Annotated in this window: 19 protein-coding genes and 2 pseudogenes; 6 read left to right on the plus strand and 15 right to left on the minus strand. The window is 66.3% G+C overall.

Features of this window, described 5'->3' with window-relative positions; all coding sequences use genetic code 11:
* Window positions 1-291: 291 nt before the first annotated feature.
* The 8 genes and pseudogenes from QC826_RS26090 to QC826_RS26125 form a co-directional block, all read right to left on the minus strand.
* Window positions 292-1,797 (minus strand): CoA-acylating methylmalonate-semialdehyde dehydrogenase, encoded by a 1,506-nt coding sequence (locus tag QC826_RS26090; RefSeq protein WP_279763085.1) that lies wholly within the window; start codon window positions 1,795-1,797, stop codon window positions 292-294.
* A 135-nt stretch (window positions 1,798-1,932) separates the two neighbouring features.
* Window positions 1,933-2,730: a 5-deoxy-glucuronate isomerase gene (gene iolB / locus QC826_RS26095; RefSeq protein WP_279763086.1), complete on the minus strand. Its 798-nt coding sequence runs from the start codon at window positions 2,728-2,730 to the stop codon at window positions 1,933-1,935.
* Window positions 2,727-3,655: pseudogene (gene iolE, locus QC826_RS26100) on the minus strand (myo-inosose-2 dehydratase). Before iolE ends, iolB begins: the two are co-directional and overlap by 4 nt.
* Window positions 3,652-5,526 (minus strand): 3D-(3,5/4)-trihydroxycyclohexane-1,2-dione acylhydrolase (decyclizing), encoded by a 1,875-nt coding sequence (iolD, locus tag QC826_RS26105; protein ID WP_279763087.1) that lies wholly within the window; start codon window positions 5,524-5,526, stop codon window positions 3,652-3,654. The pseudogene iolE and the gene iolD overlap by 4 nt, the downstream one beginning before the upstream one ends.
* Window positions 5,523-7,496: a bifunctional 5-dehydro-2-deoxygluconokinase/5-dehydro-2-deoxyphosphogluconate aldolase gene (gene iolC, locus QC826_RS26110; RefSeq protein WP_279763088.1), complete on the minus strand. Its 1,974-nt coding sequence runs from the start codon at window positions 7,494-7,496 to the stop codon at window positions 5,523-5,525. The genes iolD and iolC overlap by 4 nt, the downstream gene beginning before the upstream one ends.
* Before the next feature lie 29 nt (window positions 7,497-7,525).
* A complete protein-coding gene (locus QC826_RS26115) occupies window positions 7,526-8,311 on the minus strand; it encodes an ATP-binding cassette domain-containing protein (RefSeq protein WP_279763089.1) in 786 nt (261 codons plus the stop codon).
* Between the two features lie 3 nt (window positions 8,312-8,314).
* Window positions 8,315-9,475, minus strand: coding sequence for an ABC transporter permease (locus QC826_RS26120; RefSeq protein WP_279766604.1), 1,161 nt, complete (start codon window positions 9,473-9,475; stop codon window positions 8,315-8,317).
* A 121-nt stretch (window positions 9,476-9,596) separates the two neighbouring features.
* Window positions 9,597-10,646: a sugar ABC transporter substrate-binding protein gene (locus QC826_RS26125; RefSeq protein ID WP_093389351.1), complete on the minus strand. Its 1,050-nt coding sequence runs from the start codon at window positions 10,644-10,646 to the stop codon at window positions 9,597-9,599.
* A 208-nt stretch (window positions 10,647-10,854) separates the two neighbouring features.
* On the opposite strand from QC826_RS26125, the gene QC826_RS26130 reads away from it, so the two are divergent.
* From QC826_RS26130 to QC826_RS26140, 3 genes and pseudogenes are all read left to right on the plus strand, one after another.
* Complete coding sequence (locus QC826_RS26130) at window positions 10,855-11,745, plus strand: MurR/RpiR family transcriptional regulator (protein WP_245774346.1); 891 nt, start codon at window positions 10,855-10,857, stop codon at window positions 11,743-11,745.
* Window positions 11,738-12,724, plus strand: coding sequence for an inositol 2-dehydrogenase (gene iolG, locus QC826_RS26135; protein WP_279766606.1), 987 nt, complete (start codon window positions 11,738-11,740; stop codon window positions 12,722-12,724). The genes QC826_RS26130 and iolG overlap by 8 nt, the downstream gene beginning before the upstream one ends.
* A gap of 10 nt (window positions 12,725-12,734) precedes the next feature.
* Window positions 12,735-13,755 (plus strand): annotated as a pseudogene (locus tag QC826_RS26140) (Gfo/Idh/MocA family oxidoreductase).
* On the opposite strand, the gene QC826_RS26145 reads toward QC826_RS26140, so the two are convergent.
* Both QC826_RS26145 and QC826_RS26150 read right to left on the minus strand, forming a co-directional pair.
* Window positions 13,752-15,038 carry a GAF domain-containing sensor histidine kinase gene (locus QC826_RS26145; protein ID WP_279766607.1) on the minus strand — a complete coding sequence of 429 codons (1,287 nt, stop codon included), beginning with the start codon at window positions 15,036-15,038 and terminating at the stop codon, window positions 13,752-13,754. The pseudogene QC826_RS26140 and the gene QC826_RS26145 overlap by 4 nt on opposite strands.
* Window positions 14,948-15,709 carry a GAF domain-containing protein gene (locus tag QC826_RS26150; RefSeq protein WP_279763090.1) on the minus strand — a complete coding sequence of 254 codons (762 nt, stop codon included), beginning with the start codon at window positions 15,707-15,709 and terminating at the stop codon, window positions 14,948-14,950. The genes QC826_RS26145 and QC826_RS26150 overlap by 91 nt, the downstream gene beginning before the upstream one ends.
* Window positions 15,710-15,916: 207 nt before the next feature.
* Between QC826_RS26150 and QC826_RS26155 the strand changes: the two genes are divergently transcribed.
* Together QC826_RS26155 and QC826_RS26160 are read left to right on the plus strand one after the other, a co-directional pair.
* Window positions 15,917-16,381, plus strand: a complete 465-nt coding sequence (locus QC826_RS26155) for a helix-turn-helix domain-containing protein (RefSeq protein ID WP_279763091.1) — start codon at window positions 15,917-15,919, stop codon at window positions 16,379-16,381.
* On the plus strand, window positions 16,381-16,959 hold the full coding sequence (locus QC826_RS26160) for a putative toxin-antitoxin system toxin component, PIN family (protein WP_279763092.1): 579 nt from the start codon (window positions 16,381-16,383) through the stop codon (window positions 16,957-16,959). Before QC826_RS26155 ends, QC826_RS26160 begins: the two co-directional genes overlap by 1 nt.
* Before the next feature lie 35 nt (window positions 16,960-16,994).
* Here the strand turns inward: QC826_RS26160 and QC826_RS26165 are convergent, their stop codons facing one another.
* Both QC826_RS26165 and QC826_RS26170 read right to left on the minus strand, forming a co-directional pair.
* Window positions 16,995-17,495 carry a hypothetical protein gene (locus QC826_RS26165; protein WP_099417590.1) on the minus strand — a complete coding sequence of 167 codons (501 nt, stop codon included), beginning with the start codon at window positions 17,493-17,495 and terminating at the stop codon, window positions 16,995-16,997.
* 297 nt (window positions 17,496-17,792) lie between these two features.
* Window positions 17,793-17,963: a hypothetical protein gene (locus QC826_RS26170; RefSeq protein WP_279763093.1), complete on the minus strand. Its 171-nt coding sequence runs from the start codon at window positions 17,961-17,963 to the stop codon at window positions 17,793-17,795.
* Window positions 17,964-18,282: 319 nt separating this feature from the next.
* Here QC826_RS26170 and QC826_RS26175 point away from each other — a divergent pair, with 319 nt between their 5' ends.
* Window positions 18,283-18,660 (plus strand): hypothetical protein, encoded by a 378-nt coding sequence (locus QC826_RS26175; RefSeq protein ID WP_279763094.1) that lies wholly within the window; start codon window positions 18,283-18,285, stop codon window positions 18,658-18,660.
* Between the two features lie 225 nt (window positions 18,661-18,885).
* Here QC826_RS26175 and QC826_RS26180 read toward each other — a convergent pair whose 3' ends face one another.
* The 3 genes from QC826_RS26180 to queC all read right to left on the minus strand — a co-directional run bounded on the left by QC826_RS26180 (window position 18,886) and on the right by queC (window position 21,071).
* Window positions 18,886-19,110 carry a hypothetical protein gene (locus QC826_RS26180; protein WP_279763095.1) on the minus strand — a complete coding sequence of 75 codons (225 nt, stop codon included), beginning with the start codon at window positions 19,108-19,110 and terminating at the stop codon, window positions 18,886-18,888.
* Window positions 19,107-20,231, minus strand: a complete 1,125-nt coding sequence (locus QC826_RS26185) for an esterase/lipase family protein (protein ID WP_279763096.1) — start codon at window positions 20,229-20,231, stop codon at window positions 19,107-19,109. The genes QC826_RS26180 and QC826_RS26185 overlap by 4 nt, the downstream gene beginning before the upstream one ends.
* A 117-nt stretch (window positions 20,232-20,348) precedes the next feature.
* Window positions 20,349-21,071: a 7-cyano-7-deazaguanine synthase QueC gene (gene queC, locus QC826_RS26190; RefSeq protein WP_279763097.1), complete on the minus strand. Its 723-nt coding sequence runs from the start codon at window positions 21,069-21,071 to the stop codon at window positions 20,349-20,351.
* Window positions 21,072-21,120: the final 49 nt, after the last annotated feature.

Consider the following 21,120-nt stretch of genomic DNA (forward strand, 5'->3'; position numbering starts at 1 on the left):
GGGCGGCGACGGCTTCGCCGATGCGTGCCGCAACAGCCATTCTCGGCCCGCCGGCGGGCCGGCGCAATATTCCGGAATGTCTAGTTACTCTTCACGCTATCCGGCCGATGTCCACGCCGGCCGATGGCTGTTATTCTCGCGCGTGCTGGGCATGTTTCTGTCGCGCCGTACCGGCGGCGTTGGGGGCAGGACGTGACAGCGCCGCCGCGCCCGAGACGGGTGCGGCGGCGCGTTGTGGGGGGCGGCGAAGGTGCCGCCGCCGCTGCATGGCGCCGCTGCCGGCGCCCTGGATTACTTCAAAGTCGGCATGGCGAACTCGGCGCCGCCGGCGATGCTGTTCGGCCAGCGCTGGGTCAGCGCCTTCTGCCGCGTGTAGAAGCGCACCGCCTCCGGGCCGTGGGCGTGGTGGTCGCCGAACAGGCTGCGCTTCCAGCCGCCGAAGCTGTGGAAGGCCATCGGCACAGGGATCGGCACGTTGATGCCGACCATGCCCACCTCGATGCGGAAGCCGTACTCGCGCGCCGTGTTGCCGTCGCGCGTGAAGATCGCCGTGCCGTTGCCGTATTCATGGGAGTTGACCAGCTCGATCGCCGCCGCCAAATCGGCCACCCGCACCACGCACAGCACCGGGCCGAAGATCTCGTCGCGGTACACCGTCATCTCCGGCGTCACATGGTCGAACAGCGTGCCGCCGAGGAAGTAGCCCTGCTCGTGGCCGGGCAGCACGAAGCCGCGCCCGTCGACCACCAGCCTGGCGCCGGCCGCCACGCCCTGGCCGATGTAGTCGACGATCTTGTCCTTGTGCTGGCGCGTCACCACCGGCCCCATTTCGGCGGCCAGGTCGGAGCCCTCGGCGATCTTCAGCGCGCGCACGCGCGGCGCCAGCGCCTCGACCAGGCGGTCGGCCACGCCGCCCACCGCCACCACCACCGAGATCGCCATGCAGCGCTCGCCGGCCGAGCCGTAGGCCGCGCCCATCAGCGCGTCGACGGTCTGCTCCAGGTCGGCGTCCGGCATCACCACCATGTGGTTCTTGGCGCCGCCCAGCGCCTGCACCCGCTTGCCGCGCGCGCTGCCGGTGGCGTAGATGTACTCGGCGATCGGGGTCGAGCCGACGAAGCTGATGGCCTTCACCTGCGGATGCTGCAGCAGGCCGTCGACCGCCTGCTTGTCGCCCTGCAGCACGTTGAACACGCCGTCCGGCAGGCCGGCCTCCTGCAGCAGCTCGGCCAGCAGCAGCGCCGCCGAGGGGTCGCGCTCGGACGGTTTGAGGATGAAGGTGTTGCCGCAGGCCAGGGCCATCGGGAACATCCACATCGGCACCATCACCGGGAAGTTGAACGGCGTGATGCCGGCGCACACGCCGAGCGGCTGGCGCACGGTCCAGGCGTCGATGCCGTTGGCGACCTGCTCGGTGATCTCGCCCTTGAGCAGCTGCGGAATGCCGCAGGCGAACTCGACCACCTCGATGCCGCGCTGCACCTCGCCCTTGGCGTCGGTGAACACCTTGCCGTGTTCGGCCGTGATGAGGCGGGCCAGGCGGTCGGCGTTCTTCTCCAGCAGCTCCTTGTACTTGAACATGACGCGGGAACGGCGCAGCGGCGAGGTGGCGGCCCAGGCCGGGAAGGCGGCGTGGGCGGCGGCGACGGCCTGCTCCAGCGCGGCCTCGTCGGCCAGCGCGACGCGCGCCGTGGCGGCGCCTAAGGCCGGGTTGAAGACCTCGCTGGCGCGGCCTTCCGACGGTGTGATGTGGCGGCCGGCGATGAAGTGGCCGATGGTGGGGAGGGTGGTAGTCATGGTGGTGTGGACCTTAAAAGTAGTGTGCGGATTGCCGGCCCCTACCCCGCAATGCGGCAGGAGGGTCAGACCCCGTACGGGGTCTGACCCCGGTGGCCGGGGTGCGGGGTCAACGCTCAAGCAGAGATAGTAGGATTAGCGCTCAATCATCCATTCGTGCGCCGGGTCGTTCTTGAAATGCCATTCGCGGGTGCGGCCGGCCATCACGTTCAGGTAGTAGCCCTGGTAGCCGTGCGGCATGACCACCGGGTGGTAGCCGCGCGGCACCATCACCACGTCGTGGTTTTCCACCGCCATCGACTGGTCGATGTCGCGCGCGTCGGTGTAGACGCGCTGGAAGGCGAAGCCCTGCGGCGGGTCGATGCGGTGGTAGTAGGTCTCCTCCAGCGAGCTTTCCAGCGGCAGGTTGTCGACGTCGTGCTTGTGCGGCGGGTAGCTCGACGAGTGCCCGCTCGGCGTGCGCACCTCGACCACCAGCAGGTGCGCCGCCGGCTCGGTGTGCGGCAAAATGTCGCAGACGTAGCGGGTGTTGCTGCCGCTGCCGCGCACCGAGCGCTTCATCGAGGCCGGCTCGATCAGGCGCGCCGGCAGGCTGGCGTCGCCGGCCGGCGCGCTGCACAAGGCCACCTCGGCCGCGCCGCTGGCCAGCACGCTGACCGCGCGGCCGCCGGGGATGTAGACGGCATACGGCGCGCTGTCGTCGAACACGCTGGCGCGGCCGCCGATGTCGCGCCAGCAGTCCTCGCCGGCCATCACGCTGACCACGCCGGACAACACCACGATGCAGTACTCGCGTTCCCCCGTTTGCAGCGACAGCGCCTGGCCGTCGTCGAGCCGGTGGGCGGCGAAGCCGACGTAGTCCCAGCCGGCCGATTGCGGCGTCACGCTGACGATCTCGCGGCCCTCGCGCCGGGCCTTGACCAGCAGGTTCATGCCGCCACCCCGGCTTGCTCGATTTGGCGCACCAGCGTCTGTAAATGCTCGAAGCCCATCTGCGCGTACTGGTAGCTCGGCGCCACCGCCGGGTCTGCTCGGCCTCCACCACCAGCCAGCCTTGGTAGTCGTGCTGGTACAGCAGTTGCAGCACGCCGGCGAAGTCGATGCAGCCGTCGCCCGGCACGCTGAAGGCGCCGTTCATCACCGATTGCAGGAAGGTCCAGTTGCCGTTGCGCGCCAGCTTGGTCACCGCCGGCCGCACGTCCTTGCAGTGCACGTGCGAGACGCGGCCGATATGCTTCTTCAGCACCGCCACAGCGTCGCCGCCGCCGAAGGTCATGTGGCCGCTGTCGAACAGCAGGCCCAGCTCGGGGCCGGTGAGCGCCATCAACTGGTCGACGTCGGCCGGCGACTCGACATAGGCGCCCATGTGGTGGTGGTAGGACAGCCGAACGCCGTGCTGCAAAGTGTAGCCGGCGAAGGCGGTCATCTTGTCGGCATAGGCCTGCCACTGCGCCGCGCTGGTGAAACGGGGACGCTTGTACAACGGCTGCGCCTCGCCCTGGATGGCGTCGGCCACCTCGCCGTAGACCATCACCGTGGCGCCGTTTTCGGCCAGCAGGCGCAGGTGCGGCCCGACCGCCTCGATCTCCTGCTCCACCGTGCGCCCGGCGTGGGCCAGCCGGCCCGAATACCAGCCGGAGATGCACTCCAGGTTGTACTTGCCCAGCACGGCGCGCAGCGCGGCCGGCTCCTTGGGGAACTTGTTGCCCAGCTCGAAACCGCGATAACCGATCTCGGCGCCCTCGCTCAGGGCCGTCTCCAGCGGCGTCTCGCCGCCCAGCGACGGCAGGTCGTCGTTCATCCACGAGATCGGGTTGATGCCGATCTTGACCTGGAATGGTTTGCTGATGGTCTTCATTGCTTTTTCCTTTGTGCTGACTTGTCCTGTTCATAGGCCTGGCGCGCCTGGCGCACCTGCTCGCGTTGCGACACCTCGGGCACCGCCACCTCCCACCAGCAGCCGCCCTCGCTGGTGGTGCGGGCAGGATCGGTGTCGATGCAGACCAGGTAGCTGCGGTCGGCCGCGCGGGCGCGCGCCAGCGCCGCCTCCAGCTCCGGGATGGTCTTGACGTTCTCGGCCAGCGCGCCGAGCGACTTGGCGTGCATGGCGAAGTCGATCTGCGGCATGCCGGGGCCGGCCTGCAAACAGTCGTCGAACATATTGTTGAACGGCGCCCCGCCGACCGCTTGTTGCAGCCGGTTGATGCAACCGTAGCCCCGGTTGTCCAGCAGCACGACGATCAGCTTCTTGCCCAGCATGACCGAGGTGGCCAGCTCCGAGTTCATCATCAGGTAGCTGCCGTCGCCGACCATGACGATCACCTCGGCATCCGGCTTGGCCATCTTCACGCCCAGGCCGCCGGCCACCTCGTAGCCCATGGTCGAATAGCCGTACTCCATGTGGTAGCCGCCCGGCGTGGCGGTGCGCCACAGCTTGTGCAGCTCGGCCGGCAGCGTGCCGGCGGCGCAGACCACGATGTCGCGCGTGGTCGAATCGGCCGCCGAGCGCTGCACCGCACCGATCACCTCGCCGTCGTAGGGCAGCGCGACGAAGCGCCGCGCCGTGATCGCCGCCACCGTCTCGCGCCACTCGTTGGACTGGGTCTGGGCGCGCGCGGTCCAGCCCTCGCCCGCCTTCCAGTCGCCCAGCATGGCCGACAGCAGCTCGAGGCCGACGCGGGCGTCGCTCAACACGGCCTGGCCGCGCCGCTTCAGCGCGTCGAAGGCGTTGACGTTCAGGCTGACCAGCTTGGCCGAAGCGAACAGCGTGTTCGAGCCGGTGGTGAAGTCCTGCAAGCGGCTGCCGACGGCCAGCACCAGGTCGGCCTGGCCGGCCATCAGATTGGCGGCCGGCGAGCCGGTCACGCCGATGGCGCCCAGTTGCAGCGGGTGGTCCCACGGCAGCGCGCCCTTGCCGGCCTGCGTTTCGGCGACGGGAATGCCGTGCTTCTCGGCGAAGGCGCGCAAGGCGGCGCCGGCCTCGCCGTACAGCACGCCGCCGCCGGCCACGATCAGCGGCTGGCGCGCCTGGCCCAGCAGCGCGGCGGCGGCCGCCATGTCCTCCAAGTCCGGCTGCACGGTGCGGAAGCGCACCAGCGGCGGATTGAAGAACTCGACCGGGTAGTCGTAGGCCATGGTTTGCACGTCCTGCGGCAGCGCCAGCGTGACGGGGCCGCACTGCGCCGCGTCGATCAGCACGGCGATGGCGCGCGGCAGCGCCGTCAGCAGCTGCTCGGGATAGATGATGCGGTCGAAGTAGCGCGACAGCGGCTTGAAGGCGTCGTTGACGGAAACGCTGCCGTCGCCGCCGTCCTCCAGCTGCTGCAACACTGGATCGGGCGCGCGCGAGACGAACACGTCGCCCGGCAGCAGCAGCACCGGCAGGCGGTTGACGTGGGCCAGCGCGGCCGCCGTCAGCAGGTTGGTGGCGCCGGGGCCGATGGAGGTGGTCACCGCCATCATGCGCCGCCGCATGTGCGCCTTGGCGTAGGCGATGGCGGCGTGCGCCATGCCCTGCTCGTTGTGGGCGCGGTAGGTGGGGAAGCTGGCGCGTTCCTGGTACAGCGCCTCGCCCAGACCGGCCACGTTGCCGTGGCCGAAAATGGCGAAGGCGCCGCCGAACAGCGCCTCCTGGCCGCCGTCCGGCGTGGCCACGCGCAGCGCGGCCAGGTAGCGCACCAGCGCCTGCGCCATGGTCAGGCGTATGGTCTTGCCCTTGGCCGCGTTCATGCCGCACGCTCCATGCCCTGTTGGCTGCCGGCTTGGCGGCCCACTTGCCGGGTTTGGCGCCAGATGCGGATCAGACTTTCGAAATTGGCGCGCACCTCGGCGATCAGCGCGGCGTCGTCGATCTGGCCGGCCAGCCAGCGCGTGCTCGGCGCGTGGAAGATGGTGCGGCCGACCATGAAGCCACGGCAGGTGCCGCTGTGGCGCGAGGCCTGGAAGCTGGCCGCCAGCTCGTCGATGCTGGCGTGCAGGCCGAGCAGCACCACGCCACGGCAGTACGGGTCGCGCTCCTGCACCAGCGCGTCGATGGCGCGCCACTGGTTCTCGTCCATGTGCTCCAGCTTCCACCACTCCGGGTAGACGCCGATGTTGTACAAGCGCTTGACGGCGCGCAGCACCGTGTCCGGCTTGGCCGCCATGGCCTTCGACGGGATCACCTCCAGCAGCAGTTCATGGCCGCTGATCTGGGCGGCGTCGTACAGCGCCTTGACCTGGGCCTCCTGCTCCAGGCGGTTTTCCACCTGGTCGTCCGGGTGCAACTGCACCAGGCATTTGATGACGTGCTCCTTCGGCCAGCTGACCAGGTGCGAGCCGATCGAGCGGCCCCAGTCGAACACCAGCGGATTCGAGCCGGGCAGCTCGACCGGACGGCCGATCCACCAGCCACGGCCGGTGGCGGCGTTGAGCGCCTCGGCGCCGTAGCGGTCGTCGATCAACACGCCGGTGCCGCCGGCCAGTTGCAGCGCCGCCTCGGTCTGCGCCACGGCCTGCACCAGCAGCTGCTTCAACCGCGGCACGCGCTGTTCGTCGGCGCCGAGCTGCTGCGCCATGTCGAAGAACTGGTTGCGGTGGTCGAAGGCGAACACGCACAGCTCGTCCCATTGCGCGCGCCGCGCGGTGACGCGGTGCAGCCGGTTCAATTGGGCGTCCTCGCCGGGCCGTTGCAGGCGCGCGGCGTTGGCCAGGAAGTAGTCCAGCTCGGCCGGCGTCGGCATCGCCGGCGCGCAGGCGTGGCGCGCCACCACCAGGGCGCCGCAGGCGTTGGCGCTGCGGCAGCAGGCGGTGTAGTCGGCGCCGCGCAGCCACTGGCTGAGGAAGCCGGCCAGGAAGGCGTCGCCGGCACCCAGCACGTTCATCACCTCGACCTGCACGCCCTGGTAGTTGAAGGCGGCGTCCAGGCTGGCCGGAATCGCGCCCTCGATCACGGCGCAACCCAGCGGGCCGCGCTTGACCACCAGCGTGGCCGGGGTGGCGGCGCGCACCGCCGCCAGCGAGGCGATGATGTCGGCGCCGCCGCCGGCGATCATGAACTCCTCCTCGGTGCCGACCACCAGGTCGAACAGCGGCAGGATGCCCTGCAGGTGGCGGGTCACGCCGTCGTTCGAGACGAAGCGGGTGGCGCCGTCGGCGCGCGGCGACAAGCCCCACAGCACCGGGCGGTAGTCGATGTCGAGCACGGTGCGCACCTTGTTGCGGCGGGCGTGGGCCAGCGCCTGGCTGCTCACCTGGTGCATCGCGGCCGTCGAAAAGTGGGTGCCGGTGATAAGCAGCGCGCGGCTCGACGCGATGTAGGCCTCGTCGACGTCTTCGCTGCGGATCGCCATGTCGGCGCAGTTCTCGCGGTAGAAGATCAGCGGGAAGGTGTCGCGGTCCTTCAGGCCCAGCGTGACCATGGCGGTGAGCCGCTCCGGGTCGACCGAAACGTGGCTGGTGTCGCAGCCCTCGGCTTGCAGCGTCTCGGTGAGGAAGCGGCCCATGTGGTCGTCGCCGACGCGCGACAGCATGGCCGAGCGCAGGCCCAGGCGCGCGCTGCCGAAGGCGATGTTGGCCGAGGAGCCGCCCAGGTACTTGGCGAAGCTGGTGACGTCCTCCAGCCGGGCGCCGATCTGCTGGGCGTACAGGTCGACCGCCAGACGGCCAAGGCAGATCAGGTCGAGCGCGCGGTTGGCGGCGAATTGTGTGGTGTTGTTCATGGTTGCGCCTTGTGTTTAGTTCCCGTACATCAGATGGTCACGCCATCGAGTTCGCTCATCAGCGTCTGCATCTCGGCACCGCCGGCCATCATGTCCAGCAGCTCGTCCTTGCTGACGGTCTCCTTGGTGTAGGTGCCGAGCGACTTGCCACGGTTGAGCAGGGTGAAGGAGTCGCCGATCGGATAGGCGTGGTGCACGTTGTGGGTGATGAAGATCACCGAAATGCCGCGCTCGCGCGCCTTGTGGATCAGCTTGAGCACGTTGAACGACTGCTTCACGCCCAGCGCCGCCGTCGGCTCGTCGAGGATCAGCACGCGGGCGCCGAAGTGGATGGCGCGGGCGATGGCCAGGCACTGCTTCTCGCCGCCCGACATGGTGCCGATGGCCTGGTGCGGGTCGCGCACCATGATGCCCATTTCGGCCAGCTTGTCGCGCGCGGTGGTGGCGGCGTAGTCCATGTCCATCACCGGCAGGAAGCCGAGCAGCTTCTTCATCGGCTCGCGGCCCATGAAGAAATTGCGCGCCACCGACAGCAGCGGCACCAGCGCCAGATCCTGGTAGACCGTGGCCACGCCCATGTCCAGCGCCTCGCGCGGCGAGCCGAAGCTGACCGGCTGGTCGTCGACCAGGTACTGGCCGGTGGTCGGCTGGTGCACGCCGGCCAGGGTTTTGATCAGGGTCGACTTGCCGGCCCCGTTGTCGCCCAGCAGGCAGTGCACCTCGCCCTGCTTGAGGCGCATCGTCACGTTTTGCAGCGCGATCACCGAGCCGAAACGTTTGCTGACATTTTCCAGCGCAAGAATATATTCGCTCATGACTTATCTCGCTTCCGTGACGCGGCTGCGCACATATCGGTTGAACAGCACGGCGATCAGCAGCATCACGCCGAGGAAGACGCGGAACCAGTCCGAGTTGATGTTGGTGTAGGTGATGCCGATCTGGACCACGCCGAAGATCAGCGCGCCGAAGCAGGCGCCGACCACCGAACCGTAGCCGCCGGTCAGCAGCGAGCCGCCGATAACGGCCGCGATGATCGCCTCGAACTCCTTCTGCATGCCGCGGTCGGCGGCGGCCGAACCGACGTCGCACACTTGCAGCGTGGCGAACAGGCAGGCGCAGAAGGCGGTCAACACGAACAGCGAGGTCTTCACCAGGCGCACCGGCACGCCGACGTTCTTGGCCGCGTTGGCGTCGCCGCCGACGGCGAAGATCCAGTTGCCGAAGCGGGTGCGCGACAGGACGAAACCGCCGCCCAGGGCCAGCGCCAGCCACCAGACGATCACCTTGGGGATGCCCTTGACCAGCGGCTCGCCGCCGTCCAGCACGGCGATCCAGCCGGCCTGGCCCATCCAGCGGAACAGGTCGACGCCGACGTTGCCCTGGAACAGAAGACTGGCCATCCAGTCGTGCTGCGCCAGCTCGCCGACGCCGCTGACGATGGTGCGGTTGGCGAACATGATCGACAGCGCCAGCGTCAGGCCGCGCAGGATGAACAGGAAGGCCAGCGTGACGATGAAGGACGGCAGCTTGGTCTTGATGACCAGGTAGCCGTTGAGCCAACCCAGCGCCATCGAGCCGGCGAAGGCGAAGCAGATGGCCAGCCACAGCGGCCAGTGGAAGTAGACCGAGGGGATGGCGATCATCATGCCGGAGAAGCCGATCATCGAGCCGATCGACAGGTCGAACTCGCCGGCGATCATCAGCAGGCAGGCGCCGATGGCGATCAGGCCGAGGTAGGCGGCGACCTGCGACCAGTTGATGATGCCGTCCAGGTTGAACATGCCGGAGTCGCCGGCGGCCAGGCCGAAGAAGGCGAACACCAGCACGGCGCCGGAGATCGAGGCGAACTCGGGGCGGCTGAACAGGCGGCCGATGCGGCTGACCTGGCCGACGCGCTCGTCGGCGTTGGCGGCCGGGCCCGGGTTGGGCGCGGCCGGCGGGGGATTGGGGGCTGCTGCTTTGGGCGCGCCGGCGAACATCGCCGGGCTCACGCCGGATTTGACTGCACTCATGACATCTTCCTTTTTTTACTGTGCCGGCGCGGGGCGGCGCGGCGGGCCGGGCGGGCGCATGGCGCGCGCCCGGCTGCGGACTCAGAAATTAACGATACTGACCAGCGTACTTCTCGACCTTGGCGATGTTCTCGCGGGTGACGTAGCCGGGACCGGAACCGATGTGGCGCACGCCGTAGGAAGGCGACAGGCCGTACTCGGCCAGGCGCGCCTGGAACTTCGGATTGGCCATCAACTTGGCCTTGACCTTGGCCAGGTCGGTGGTTTTGTCCTGCTTCATGATGGCCATCACGGCGATCGGGATGTAGCCTTGCAGGTAGGGCTGCTGGTCGATGGCGAACTTGATGCTGCCGTCCTTGATGCCCTTGGAGATGTCCTCCGACAGGTCGAAGGTGGCGAACCACAGCTTGCCCTTCAGGCCCATTTTCTCCACCGCGCGCAACGCCGGCACGGCCGAATCGGGACCGAGCGCCAGAACCGCCTGGGTGCCCGGGTTGGTGCGCAGGTAGGCGGACACCTTGCTCTCGATGACGCTCGGGTCGATGCCGTTGGTGTCCAGCGTGGCGGCCTTGTAGTCGACGCCCAGCGCGTCGGCGAAGCCACGGCAACGCTCGAACGACGAGGGGTTGGTGGCGTAGTGGTTGACGCAGACGAAGGACTTGATGCCGGCCGCCTTGGCCTTGGCGCCGGCGCCCATGCCGGCGTCGTATTCGGGCTGGCCGACGTGCATCAGCGCGCCAACCTGCTCGCTCTGCTGCAGCGTGCCGGAGTTGATGGTGACCAACGGGATCTTCTTCGCCACCACCAGCGCCAGCGGCTTTTGCAGCACGCTGAAGTCGGCGATGCTGGCGACCACGCCGTCGTAGTTGCGCGCCGCCGCCTGTTCGATCAGGCGCGACATGTCGGCCAGGTCGCCGTTCGGCGGGTTGCGGTAGTCGACGGTGACGTTGAAGTCCTCGCCGGCCTGTTTCACCGCGTTCTTGATGGTGTTCCACCACGAGTCCGAGTCCGGCGCGTGGCTGACCAGGACGAACTTCTCGCCCGCCGCCTGGCTGCCTGCGGCGGCCAGGCCCATGGCCAGCGCCACCGCGCACCGCACCGCCGTCTTCACCGCTGCCCTACGTTTGAAACCTTGCATGATGTTGTCTCCGTTTTAGTTTTTTGGATTGCATTCAGATCACTGCTCAGTCAATGCGGCGTCACTCCACTCGCCACGCATTGAGATCAAGCTTAGAACAACAACAAGGTAAACGCAATTTCTTTTTCAATTTATTTTGAAATAGAAATGTGTTTCTATTTTTCGCCGGGACTCCTATAATTGGCCTCATTGAAACAAGGAGTGAGCAATGACGGAACCAACCGAAAACAAAGTGGCGGCCACCGCCCCGGTGGAACAACTGATGCAGCAGATCGCCGACGAGTACGAGTCGCTGTCGCGCCAGTTGAAGGTCATCGCCAAGTATGTGGAGCTGCACAAGGCCAGCCTGATGCTGGAGAAGATCAGCGACATCGCCGCCGCCTGCGACGTGCAGCCGTCGGCCATCGTGCGCTTCGCCCAGCGCTTCGGCTACACCGGCTTCAGCGAGATGCAGGACGTGTTCCGCCTCGCCTACACCGAGCAGGCCAACGCCGCGCCCAACTACCAGCAGCGCATCCGCAAGCTGATCGCCTCGCGCGACGACCAGCCGAATGTCGGCGAGCTGACCCGCGAATTCATCGATGCCAGCCGCAGCGGCCTCGGCGAGCTAAGCGAAGGCCTGGACGACGAGCAGCTGGAGGCCGCCGTGAGCCTGTTGCAGAAGGCCGACAACATCTACGTTGTCGGCGTGCGGCGCGCCTTCCCGGTGGCCTCCTACATCGCCTACGCGCTGCAGAACACCAACAAGCGCGTGCACCTGGTGTCCGGCATGGGCGGCATGTACCGCCAGCAGATCCGCAGCGTGCGCGAGCGCGACGTGGTGATCGCCATCAGCTTCGCGCCGTATGGAAAAGAGACGCTGTACTGCGCCCGCGTCGGCCACCACCAGCGCGCCAAGCTGCTGGTCATCACCGACAGCAAACTGTCGCCGCTGGCGCGCATCGCCGACGCCTGTTTGACCGTGACCGAGGGCAGCGCGTTCGCCTTCCGCTCGCTCACCAGCACCCTTTGCCTGTGCCAGGCGCTGTTCATCGCGCTGGCCTACAAACTCGAGTTGGACATAGAAGAAACCCAAGACCCTGGAGGATATGATGATTGAGGCAGCATTGTTCGGCGCCGGTCGGATCGGCAAAATTCACGCAGCAAACCTGGCGCGCCAACCCGGCGTGCGATTGAAGTATGTGGCCGACGTCCACGCCGAGTCGGCGCAGGCGCTGGCGCAGCAGCACGGCGCGGCGGTGGCCAGCGTCGAACAGGCGCTGGCCGATCCGGCCGTCAAGGCGGTGCTGATCGCCTCCAGCACCGACACCCACTCCGACCTGATCCTGCGCGCCGCCGCCGCCGGCAAGGCGATCTTCTGCGAGAAGCCGGTCGACCTGACGCTGGAGCGCGCCCGCGCCGCCGCCGCCGCCGTGGCCAGCGCCGGCGTGCTGTGCATGATCGGCTTCCAGCGCCGCTTCGACCCGACCTTCGCCGCCGTCAAGGCGCGCCTGCAGGCCGGCGAGATCGGCGTGCCCGAGGTGCTCACCGTGACCAGCCGCGACCCCGGCGCGCCGCCGGTCAGCTACATCAAGGTCTCCGGCGGCATCTTCAAGGACATGCTGATCCACGACTTCGACATCTTCCGCTGGATTTTGGACGACGAGGCGGTCAGCGTCTACGCCACCGGCAGCTGCCTGGTCGACCCGGCCATCGGCGAGGCCGGCGACCTGGACTCGGCGGTGGTGACCGTCCGCACCAAGCGCGGCCGGCTGTGCCAGATCAACGCCAGCCGCCGCGCCGCCTACGGCTACGACCAGCGCTTCGAGATCCTCGGCAGCGAGGGCATGCTCCAGGCCGGCAACCACAAGCCGACCGAGGTGGTGTCGCACACGGCGCACAGCGTCAGCTGCGACAAGCCGGAGAACTTCTTCCTCGAACGCTACCGCGCCGCCTACGCCGACGAGATCGCCCACTTCTTCGACGCCATGATCAACGGCACGCCGCCGCGCACCACGGTGCAGGACGGCCTGAAGGCGCTGGAACTGGCCGAGGCCGCGACCACCTCGTGGCGCGAAAACCGCATCGTCACGCTGTAAGGAGCCGACCATGACATCCACAACTTTGAACATCGGCGTGGTCGGCCTGGGCCGCCTGGGCCAGCGCCACGCCGAGAACCTGGCGCACCGCGTGCCCAACGCGAATCTGATGGCGGTGTGCAGCCCGGTCGAGAAGGAACTCGACTGGGCCCGCGAAACGCTCGGCCAGCAGCACTGCTACGCCGACTACGCCGCCCTGCTGGCCCATCCCGGCCTGGACGCGGTGTTCCTGGTCACGCCGACGGCGCTGCACGCGCAGCAGATCATCCAGGCGCTACAGGCCGGCAAGCACGTGTTCTGCGAAAAGCCGCTGTCGCTCGACCTGGAGGACTGCATGAAGGTGGAGGCCGAGGCGCGCCGCCATCCGCATCTGAAGGTGATGATCGGCTTCGTGCGCCGCTTCGACGCCAGCTACCGCGACGCCGCCGCCAAGATCCGCGAGGGCCATCGGCAAGCCCTATTTGATCCGCTCGCAGACCATGGACCAGAACGACCCGGGCGGCTTCTTCGTGCGTTTCGCCGCCACCAGCGGCGGCATCTTCCTCGACTGCAGCGTGCACGACATCGACCTGGTGCGCTGGTTGCTGGGCAATCCGCAGCCCAAGCGCGTCTACGCCATCGGCACCAACGTGATCCACCAGGGTCTGCGCGAGTTCGACGACGTCGACAACGGCCTGGCCACGCTGGAGTTCACCGACGGCAGCATGGCCAGCTTCATGGCCTCGCGCACCATGGCGCATGGCCACGAGACGCTGACCGAGGTGTTCGGCGCCCACGGCCGGCTGACCATCGGCGCCGGCGCGCGGCTGCACCGGGTCGAGATCTCCGACAAGCACGGCATCCGCCACGAGTGCACGCCGGACTTCTACAGCCGCTTCGCCGATGCCTTCCTGCTCGAGGCGCAGGAGTTCGTCGACGCCACGCTGGGCAGGGGCGAGCTGTCGCTCAGCCTGGGCGACGCCACCGAGGCCACCCGCATCGGCCTGGCGATGACCCAGGCGATGCGCGAGCGGCGCCCGGTGGATTTCTAGGCCGTCGCCTTGGGCGAACGCCGGGTGCGCGGGAAGCGCAGCTTGTAGTGCAGCCCCATGCCCGGCGCGCTGACCACCTTGATGGTGCCGGCCAGCGGCCCGGTGGCCAGGTTGTAGAGGATGTGCGCGCCCAGGCCGCTGCCGCCGGAGCCGCGCTTGGTGGTGAAGAAGGGGTCGAACAACTGGCCCAGCGTGGAACTGTCCATGCCGGCGCCGTCGTCGCTGTAGTCGAACTGCACCTGGTCGCCGTCGAGGTGGCCGCTGATCTTGATCTTGCCGCCCTCGCCCTCCTCGAAGCCGTGCGTCAGCGAGTTCATCACCATGTTGGTGAGGATCTGCGAGACGGCGCCGGGGAAGCTGTCCATCTGGATGTCGGCCTCGCAGTCGATCTCCACCACGATCGGCTTGCCCTTCAACTTCGGCTGCAGCGACAGCAGCACCTCGTCGACGTATTTGCGCAGGTTGAAGCTGCGGATGTCGTCCGACGACTGGTCCACCGCCACCTGCTTGAAGCTGCGCACCAGCGCCGCCGCGCGCTGCGTGTTGGTGGTCATGATGCGCAGGGTCTGGTCGACGATGTCGAAGAACTGGTTCAGGCCGTCCTCGTTCAACTCGCCGGCCGCCATGTCCTCCTTGGTCAGCTTGAGCTCCTGCACCAGGTGGCTGGTGGCGGTGACGCAGATGCCCAGCGGCGTGTTGATCTCGTGCGCCACGCCGGCCACCAGGCGGCCCAGCGAGGCCAGCTTCTCCTGCCGCACCAGCTCCGACTGCGCCTCCTGCAGCGCCGTCAGCGCCGAGTTGAGCGCCGCGTTCTGTTCCTCCAACTCAGTCTTGGCCTGGCGGATGGCGCGGTCGGCCTGCATGCGGGCGATGGCCACGGCGACGTGGCTGGCCATGAAGGCGAGGATCTCCAGGTCGGCCTGGCTGTACAGCACCGCCGGGTCGTAGCTCTGTACGATGATGACGCCGTAGACGCGGTCGCCCAGCAGCATCGGCGCGCCCATCCAGCTGGCGATGTTGACGTCGCCCAGCGGCTCGCGCATCTCGCCGCCGGCCACCAGGGCGTTGAAACTGGCGGCGTCGAGCAGGCAGGCCTGTTTGCGCGCCAGCACGTAGGAGCTCATGCCGACGCCGTATTCGAAACGCTTGACCGGCGCCACGTCGTCCTTCTCGTCGACGAAATAGGGGATGCTCAGTTCCTGCGTGTCCGGATGGTAGAGCGCAATGAGGAAGTTCTTCGCCGAGACCAGCTCGCTGATGATCTGGTGCAGCCGCGAATACAGGGTGGCGCGGTCGGAGACGGAGGCCGACAGGTTGGCCAGCTCGTACAGCGCGCGCTGGATGGTCTCGGCGCGGCGCCGTTCGGCCACCTCGTGGGCCAGCAACGCGGTGCGCTCCTGCACGGCGCGTTCCAGCCGGTCCATGCTTTGCAGGCCTGCAGGGCACCGGAGACGTGGTTGGCGATCAGCGCGAACAGCGCCTGGTCCTCCGCGTTGAAGGTGTGCTGCTTGTCGTAGCTTTGGATGACGATGGCGCCCAGCGCCTGGTGGTTCTGGTCGAGCAGCGGGCAGCCCAGCCAGTGCTCGGCCACGGTGCCGACGCCGAAGGCGTTGCCGTCCTCCTTTTTGGAGATGTGCTCGGCCGCCGTCATCACCAGGCGTTGCCGGTTGAGGATCACCCAGGCGGTCGGCGAGTCCTCCGGCGAGGCCAGTTGCACCAGCTCGGCCGGGTCGGGCGCGGCGTCGTGCTCGTCGACGAAGTAGACGAAGCGCACCGTGTTGTCGGCGCTCTGTTCGCTGAGCGCGACATAGAAGTTGGCCGCGTACATGATGCGCCCCAGCGCCGCGTGCACGGCCTGCAGGAATTCGGAGATTTCGGTACAACTGCTCGACTTCTGCCCGATCTCCAGCAGCATGGTCTGAACGGCCTCGAGGCGCTTAAGACGACTTTCCATCGGTTCTTCCTATATTGGACTAATGCATATAGGAAATACTATCAGGTCGCGCGGGGTCTGCGGCGGCAAGTTGATGCCAATTGTTGTATGCGCTTACGCAGAATTCACTTGCGTTTATTTCGATTATTTCGGACGATTCGTTTACAATCGTCCTAAACCCATGTCGGAAAAATCCTCTGGCAACTCAGAAAATATTTGGAGAAAGAAATGTCCACCGTTATTGATCGCTTGGACAACAAGGAAGATGTGGAGCTGGCCAAAGCAGCGCAACGTTGCATCGTCAGCGCCTTGGACCATTCCCGCGCCGTGAATATCGCCATCGTTGAAGATGGTGGCGAAAACTTGGCGGACTCCCCGCTGCTACGCTTGCCACCGAAGGTGCTTCGTCTGATGGCCGATTTGCTCGGCGCTCTGGCAGAGGGCAAGGCCGTCACTATTATGCCGAAGGAGCTCGATGTCACCACGCAGGAAGCCGCAATGTTCTTAAACATTTCGAGGCCGTATCTGGTACGACTCCTAGAGGACGGCAAGATCCCTTTCCACAAGGTAGGGACTCACCGGCGCATTCGGTTCGAAGATGTGGTCCAGTACAAAGCGGATCGCCAGAAAAAATCTGCCGACGCACTCCAGCAATTGGTCAATCAAGCGCAGGAGCTTGGACTGGGCTATTAATGGCTGGCTACTACCGCTACACGGCGGTACTGGATGCTTGCGTCCTGTACCCCGCGCCCCTACGCGACTTACTACTAAGCCTCGCGGCGGAGGGGGTGTTTGGCGCCCGCTGGACCAAGCAGATTCAGGACGAATGGATTCGCAATCTCGCCTCGAAAAGGCCAGAACTAAATCCGGCACGGCTAGCTCATACGGCTGCCTTGATGAGCAGCGCGATTGAAGACTGCCTCATCGAAAATTTCGAGTACTTAATCAATTCGCTGACGCTGCCAGATCAAGATGACCGCCACGTGCTGGCGGCCGCGATTGTTGGCCATGCCGATGCAATAGTCACCTTCAACCTGAAAGATTTCCCGGACGCGAACACCAGCGTTCATGGCATCGAGATCTTGCACCCGGATGATTTCATCGTCGCCCAATACGATCTGGCCCCGGTCAAGGTCTTAGGCATCATCAAGGGCTTACGAGCGAGGCTGAAGAAGCCGATCGTATCGGCAGAGGATCTCATTTCAACATATGAACGACAAGGGCTGCCACAAACCTGCAAATTACTGCGGGCCGCGATGGAACTGATTTAGGCCGCTCCACCTACCGGCGTACTCCCTGGGCAGGTTTAAGGCCGGCGGTAACCGTTCTCGATCCAGCTGCCGGCGCTGCTCACGCTGAGCTTGAAGGTCGGCGCCACGCGCACCTGGGCCAGCTGCTCGTTGTAGCCGTCGAAGGCGGTCAGGGTGGCGTAGGGGTCGTCCTCGTCGGGCACGATGTCCAGCGTGACCTTGAGCTGGCCGTCGTCGGTGTTGACGAAGACGCTCTTGTGCAGCTGCGCGTGCAGCTGCTGCTCGTGGCGGCGCAGCACCTCGTTGGCGGTCTTGACCAGGGTGTTGAAGGCGTTGATGTCGAGCGGCTTCGGATTCTTCTTGTCGCGCCCCATGGTCCAGGGGCCGACCAGCGCCGGCTCCGGCTCGCCGTCCTTGATCATCGCCACGGCCCAGCCCTCGTCCTCCTCGTTCTTGATCACGCGCGCGGTGAAACCGTTGCCTTGCCAGACGCGGGCCTCCTGGATCGGTGCGTCGTCGTCTTGCTCTTCGTTCATGTCTGGGGCGTCGGTACTCATTGCGGGCGGCTCGCGTCAAAAAAAGAATGGGGGTGGAATGATAGTCTAAACGGCCGACCTTGGCAGAACATTCCAACTATCCGCCGGACGCAAAAAACGCCGCGCCAGCGCCGACGGCCCACTGCGGGCGGGCGAACGTGGGCAAGCGGCGATCCAGCCGACAAATATCGCGCCAGAGGCGAGCAACGCGGCGCTCAGCGGCCGCGCCGGCCGGCGGCGCGGCGGCCGACGGCAAGGCGTGCGGCCACGGCCGTCGCCCGACATCGCGGCAAGGTGGTGGCCGAGTGCTTCAGCGGTTCAGCGGCGCTTGCAGGACAAGGCGGGCCGGGCCGGCGGCACGATGGGCGGACGGCTCGGCGTCACGCGCGGATCGATGGCCGGTTCCGGCATTTGGTAGCTGAACGGGGTGATGATGATGGGCGGAATCGTGGGCGGCGCGGACGGCGGCCCCTTCGGTCCGTTGGACAAATGCTGAGCGCTACGTTGGCGCTGTGTCCGGTTGCAAATCGAGGATATCGATTGACCCTCGCTGATCTCTAGCCATGCCATGCTGCCCTCCGTGCGGAAGTTAGATGTTCAGTATAGGCAAGGATAACTTTAATTCAAGGAAAACCTGCCCGCCGACAGCATCCACCGGCGCGGCCCCTTTCGACTCCGCTCGGCCCTGCGCCACCGCAGCCCATGCCGCCAAATCGACGCCCTGTCACATTCCGCTGGCTGGCGCCGGGCCGCCCGGCTACAGTTCAACCATGCCAAACGGCAGACAATACACATAACGAGGGTTGCCATGAACATCAAAAAAATCCTGCCAGTCGCCATCATCGCCGTACTCGCCATTGCCGCATGGCATTCCGTGGCCGGCCAGGAGATGCACATCAACATCGACGGCGACGAGGTCGACGGGCCGCTGGGGTTCTTGGTCGGCACCTTGTTCGCCGGCGGCGGCCTGCTCATCGCCGCACTGGTGCTGACCTGCGCCGCCGTCTTCGTCGGCTTCCTGTTCGCCGGGCTGGGTATTTTGATGGTGGTGGGCCTGGCGCTGATGGCCGTCGTGTTGCTGGCCTGCATCTCGCCCTTCCTGCTGCCGCTGCTGATTCCGCTGGGCCTGGTCTGGTTCTTCTCGAGCCGCTCGCGCAAGCAGCGCAGCAAGCAGTACGCCGTTTAAGGCAGCACAGCCGCAGTTCGCCGCCACACCATCGGTCCCCCGCCCCGGCGCAGTGCGTGCGGCGCGGGACCGGCTGCAACACCAGTCACGCCGGAAGCGGTCGGGGTCCAAGTCCCGGCCGGTTCGGCCCCTTTTCCAAACACCTAGAGGCTGGTCCGCGTTGCGCGGAACAGAACCGGTGGCCGGCGGCGCGGCGGAAAATCGGCGGAGCGCCGTCAGGCTCGCCTAGACAACGAATTGCGCCACCATTTCCTTGTTTTCCTCGAGAATTCTCCTGTTTTTCTCGTCGATCTGGCGCAGAACCTCGGCAGGCGACATGCCCTTGTAAGGCTGCATCAAGGCCTCGTCCAAGCCATCGAATTTCCAGAAGGTCCATTCTCCCGCAGTCCACTCTGTCGTCACCACGAGCACGCCGTTAAGATACCGACTCGTCGTTTTTTCCGTCGTCATAACCAGTCTCCCGAGAAAAACTGCAATGCAAAGCTGGCTGCTCCCATTAGCTCGCGCAACTGGGGCAAAAGCAATGAAACACCCAAAGCCTGCATGGATTGAGTATGGATTTGATCCGCTAGGATTTCAAGCGAAACCATCCCAACTACCCGTCCCGGCGCGCCACCCGGCACGCTCAATGGGGCGGCGACCGATGCGATGACGTCCGGCCGACCGATGCAGGGGGCAGTATGGTCGATGGCGGCCCATTGGGAGGGCGCGTTGCAAAACGCTGCTTGGAACGTTGGCGGACAAGTGACAATAGCCCCTTGCGCGGACTCCGGCGTGATCACATAGTCCAACTCGGCCTCCGTGTACTTGGCCGCGTTTTCCGATGCAATGTACATTCCCGGAAACTGCCGAAAGGCCGCCGTGGCGCGCGGCTTGTAGAAAAGACGAACCCGAGCCATGCAGCCGCAAGTTCCCGCTTGGGTGGCAAGCAACTCGCTCGCCTGTATCAGCATGACGGACAAAGCGTCGAGGATTCGTCTTTGTGAGACGACAAGCTTGGGCAGCCATAACTCCTCGAAAGTGTGGGGGTTGAAATAGTCGCTGTGGCCATACTGGCTGTGCGTATGCTGGAACAGCGAAGCGTGCTGCGCCACGAAACCATCGACGCCCGCCCGGCCCGCGCCCCTCACCACGCGGCTTGCCAGTCGTGGCCAGATATCGTTTTTCGCGATGTAGTTGGCGACATACTTCACCCGATTCGCCTCCAGCACGCGAATCCAGTCGTAGTCGGTTCGGACTATGCTGCCGGAGAACAGGATCGTTTCGAAGTTGAAGGCCCGCTCCTCTTCGATCAAACGGGCGACCAGATAGGTGCCCAAGCTGTGCGCGACGATGGATACGGGCGCATGGGGATAGTCACGGACGACTTGCGCAACCTCGTCGCGCAGCCACTTGACCCGTCCGTCGCGCGCCCAGGGATTCAAGAACTGAAACAGGTTGAAATAGCCGTAGTCGAGCAGCACCGGAATCATTCCATACTGTGCAATTCGCGGCGCGATCTCCTTCTGCCACGCGCCTCTGGTTCGGATGCCGTGCAGGGTGATGACAACGGGGCGGATGTCCGGGTTCATGGCTCACGTCTTCCTGCTCGCGGCGGGATCGCTCTTCAACCAGTAAACCATTTCCCCGCCACCGCGATGTGCGCGGGATCAGTCCAATCTACCGTTGCGGGCAGATCGGCTTGCCTGTCAGACAGCCGGCTCCAGCGGCTCCGTGCCGGCGAACTGGCGGTAGCCGCGCGCGCGCAGCGCGCAGGCCGGGCAGGTGCCGCAGCCGTAGCCCCAGTCGTGCAGCGCGCCGCGCTCGCCCAGGTAGCAGGTGTGGGTGTCGGCGCGGATCAGGTCGACCAGGGCCTGGCCGCCCAGCTCGCGCGCCAGCTCCCAGGTCTGCTTCTTGTCGCGCCACATCAGCGGGGTTTCCAGCTTGAGGCGGGTCGCCATGCCCAGGTTGAGCGCCACCTGCAAGGCCTTCATGGTGTCGTCGCGGCAGTCCGGGTAGCCGGAGAAGTCGGTCTCGCACATGCCGCCGACCAGCACCGTCAGGCCGCGCCGGTAGGCCACGGTGGCGGCCACCGTCATGAACAGCAGGTTGCGGCCGGGCACGAAGGTGTTGGGCAGGCCGTTGGCCTGGGTCTCGATGGCGATGTCGTGCGTCATCGCCGTCTCCGAGATGGCCGAGATCAGCGACAGGTCGATCATGTGGTCGGGGCCGAGCTTGCGGTCCCATGCCGGCGAGGCGGCGCGCAGCTTGTCGATCACGGTCGGGCGCACAGTCAGCTCGACGGCGTGGCGCTGGCCGTAGTCGAAGCCGATCGTCTCGACGTGGGCGTAGTGGTGGAGGGCCCAGGCCAGGCAGGTGGTGGAGTCTTGTCCACCGCTAAACAGCACCAGTGCGGTATCGCTTGCGAGCATTGCAATCTTTCTTTTCGGCGGAGCCGGCCGCCGCTGCCCATCGAAGGAC

The organism is Rugamonas sp. DEMB1 (assembly GCF_029834475.1).
Taxonomy (GTDB): domain Bacteria; phylum Pseudomonadota; class Gammaproteobacteria; order Burkholderiales; family Burkholderiaceae_D; genus Rugamonas; species Rugamonas rubra.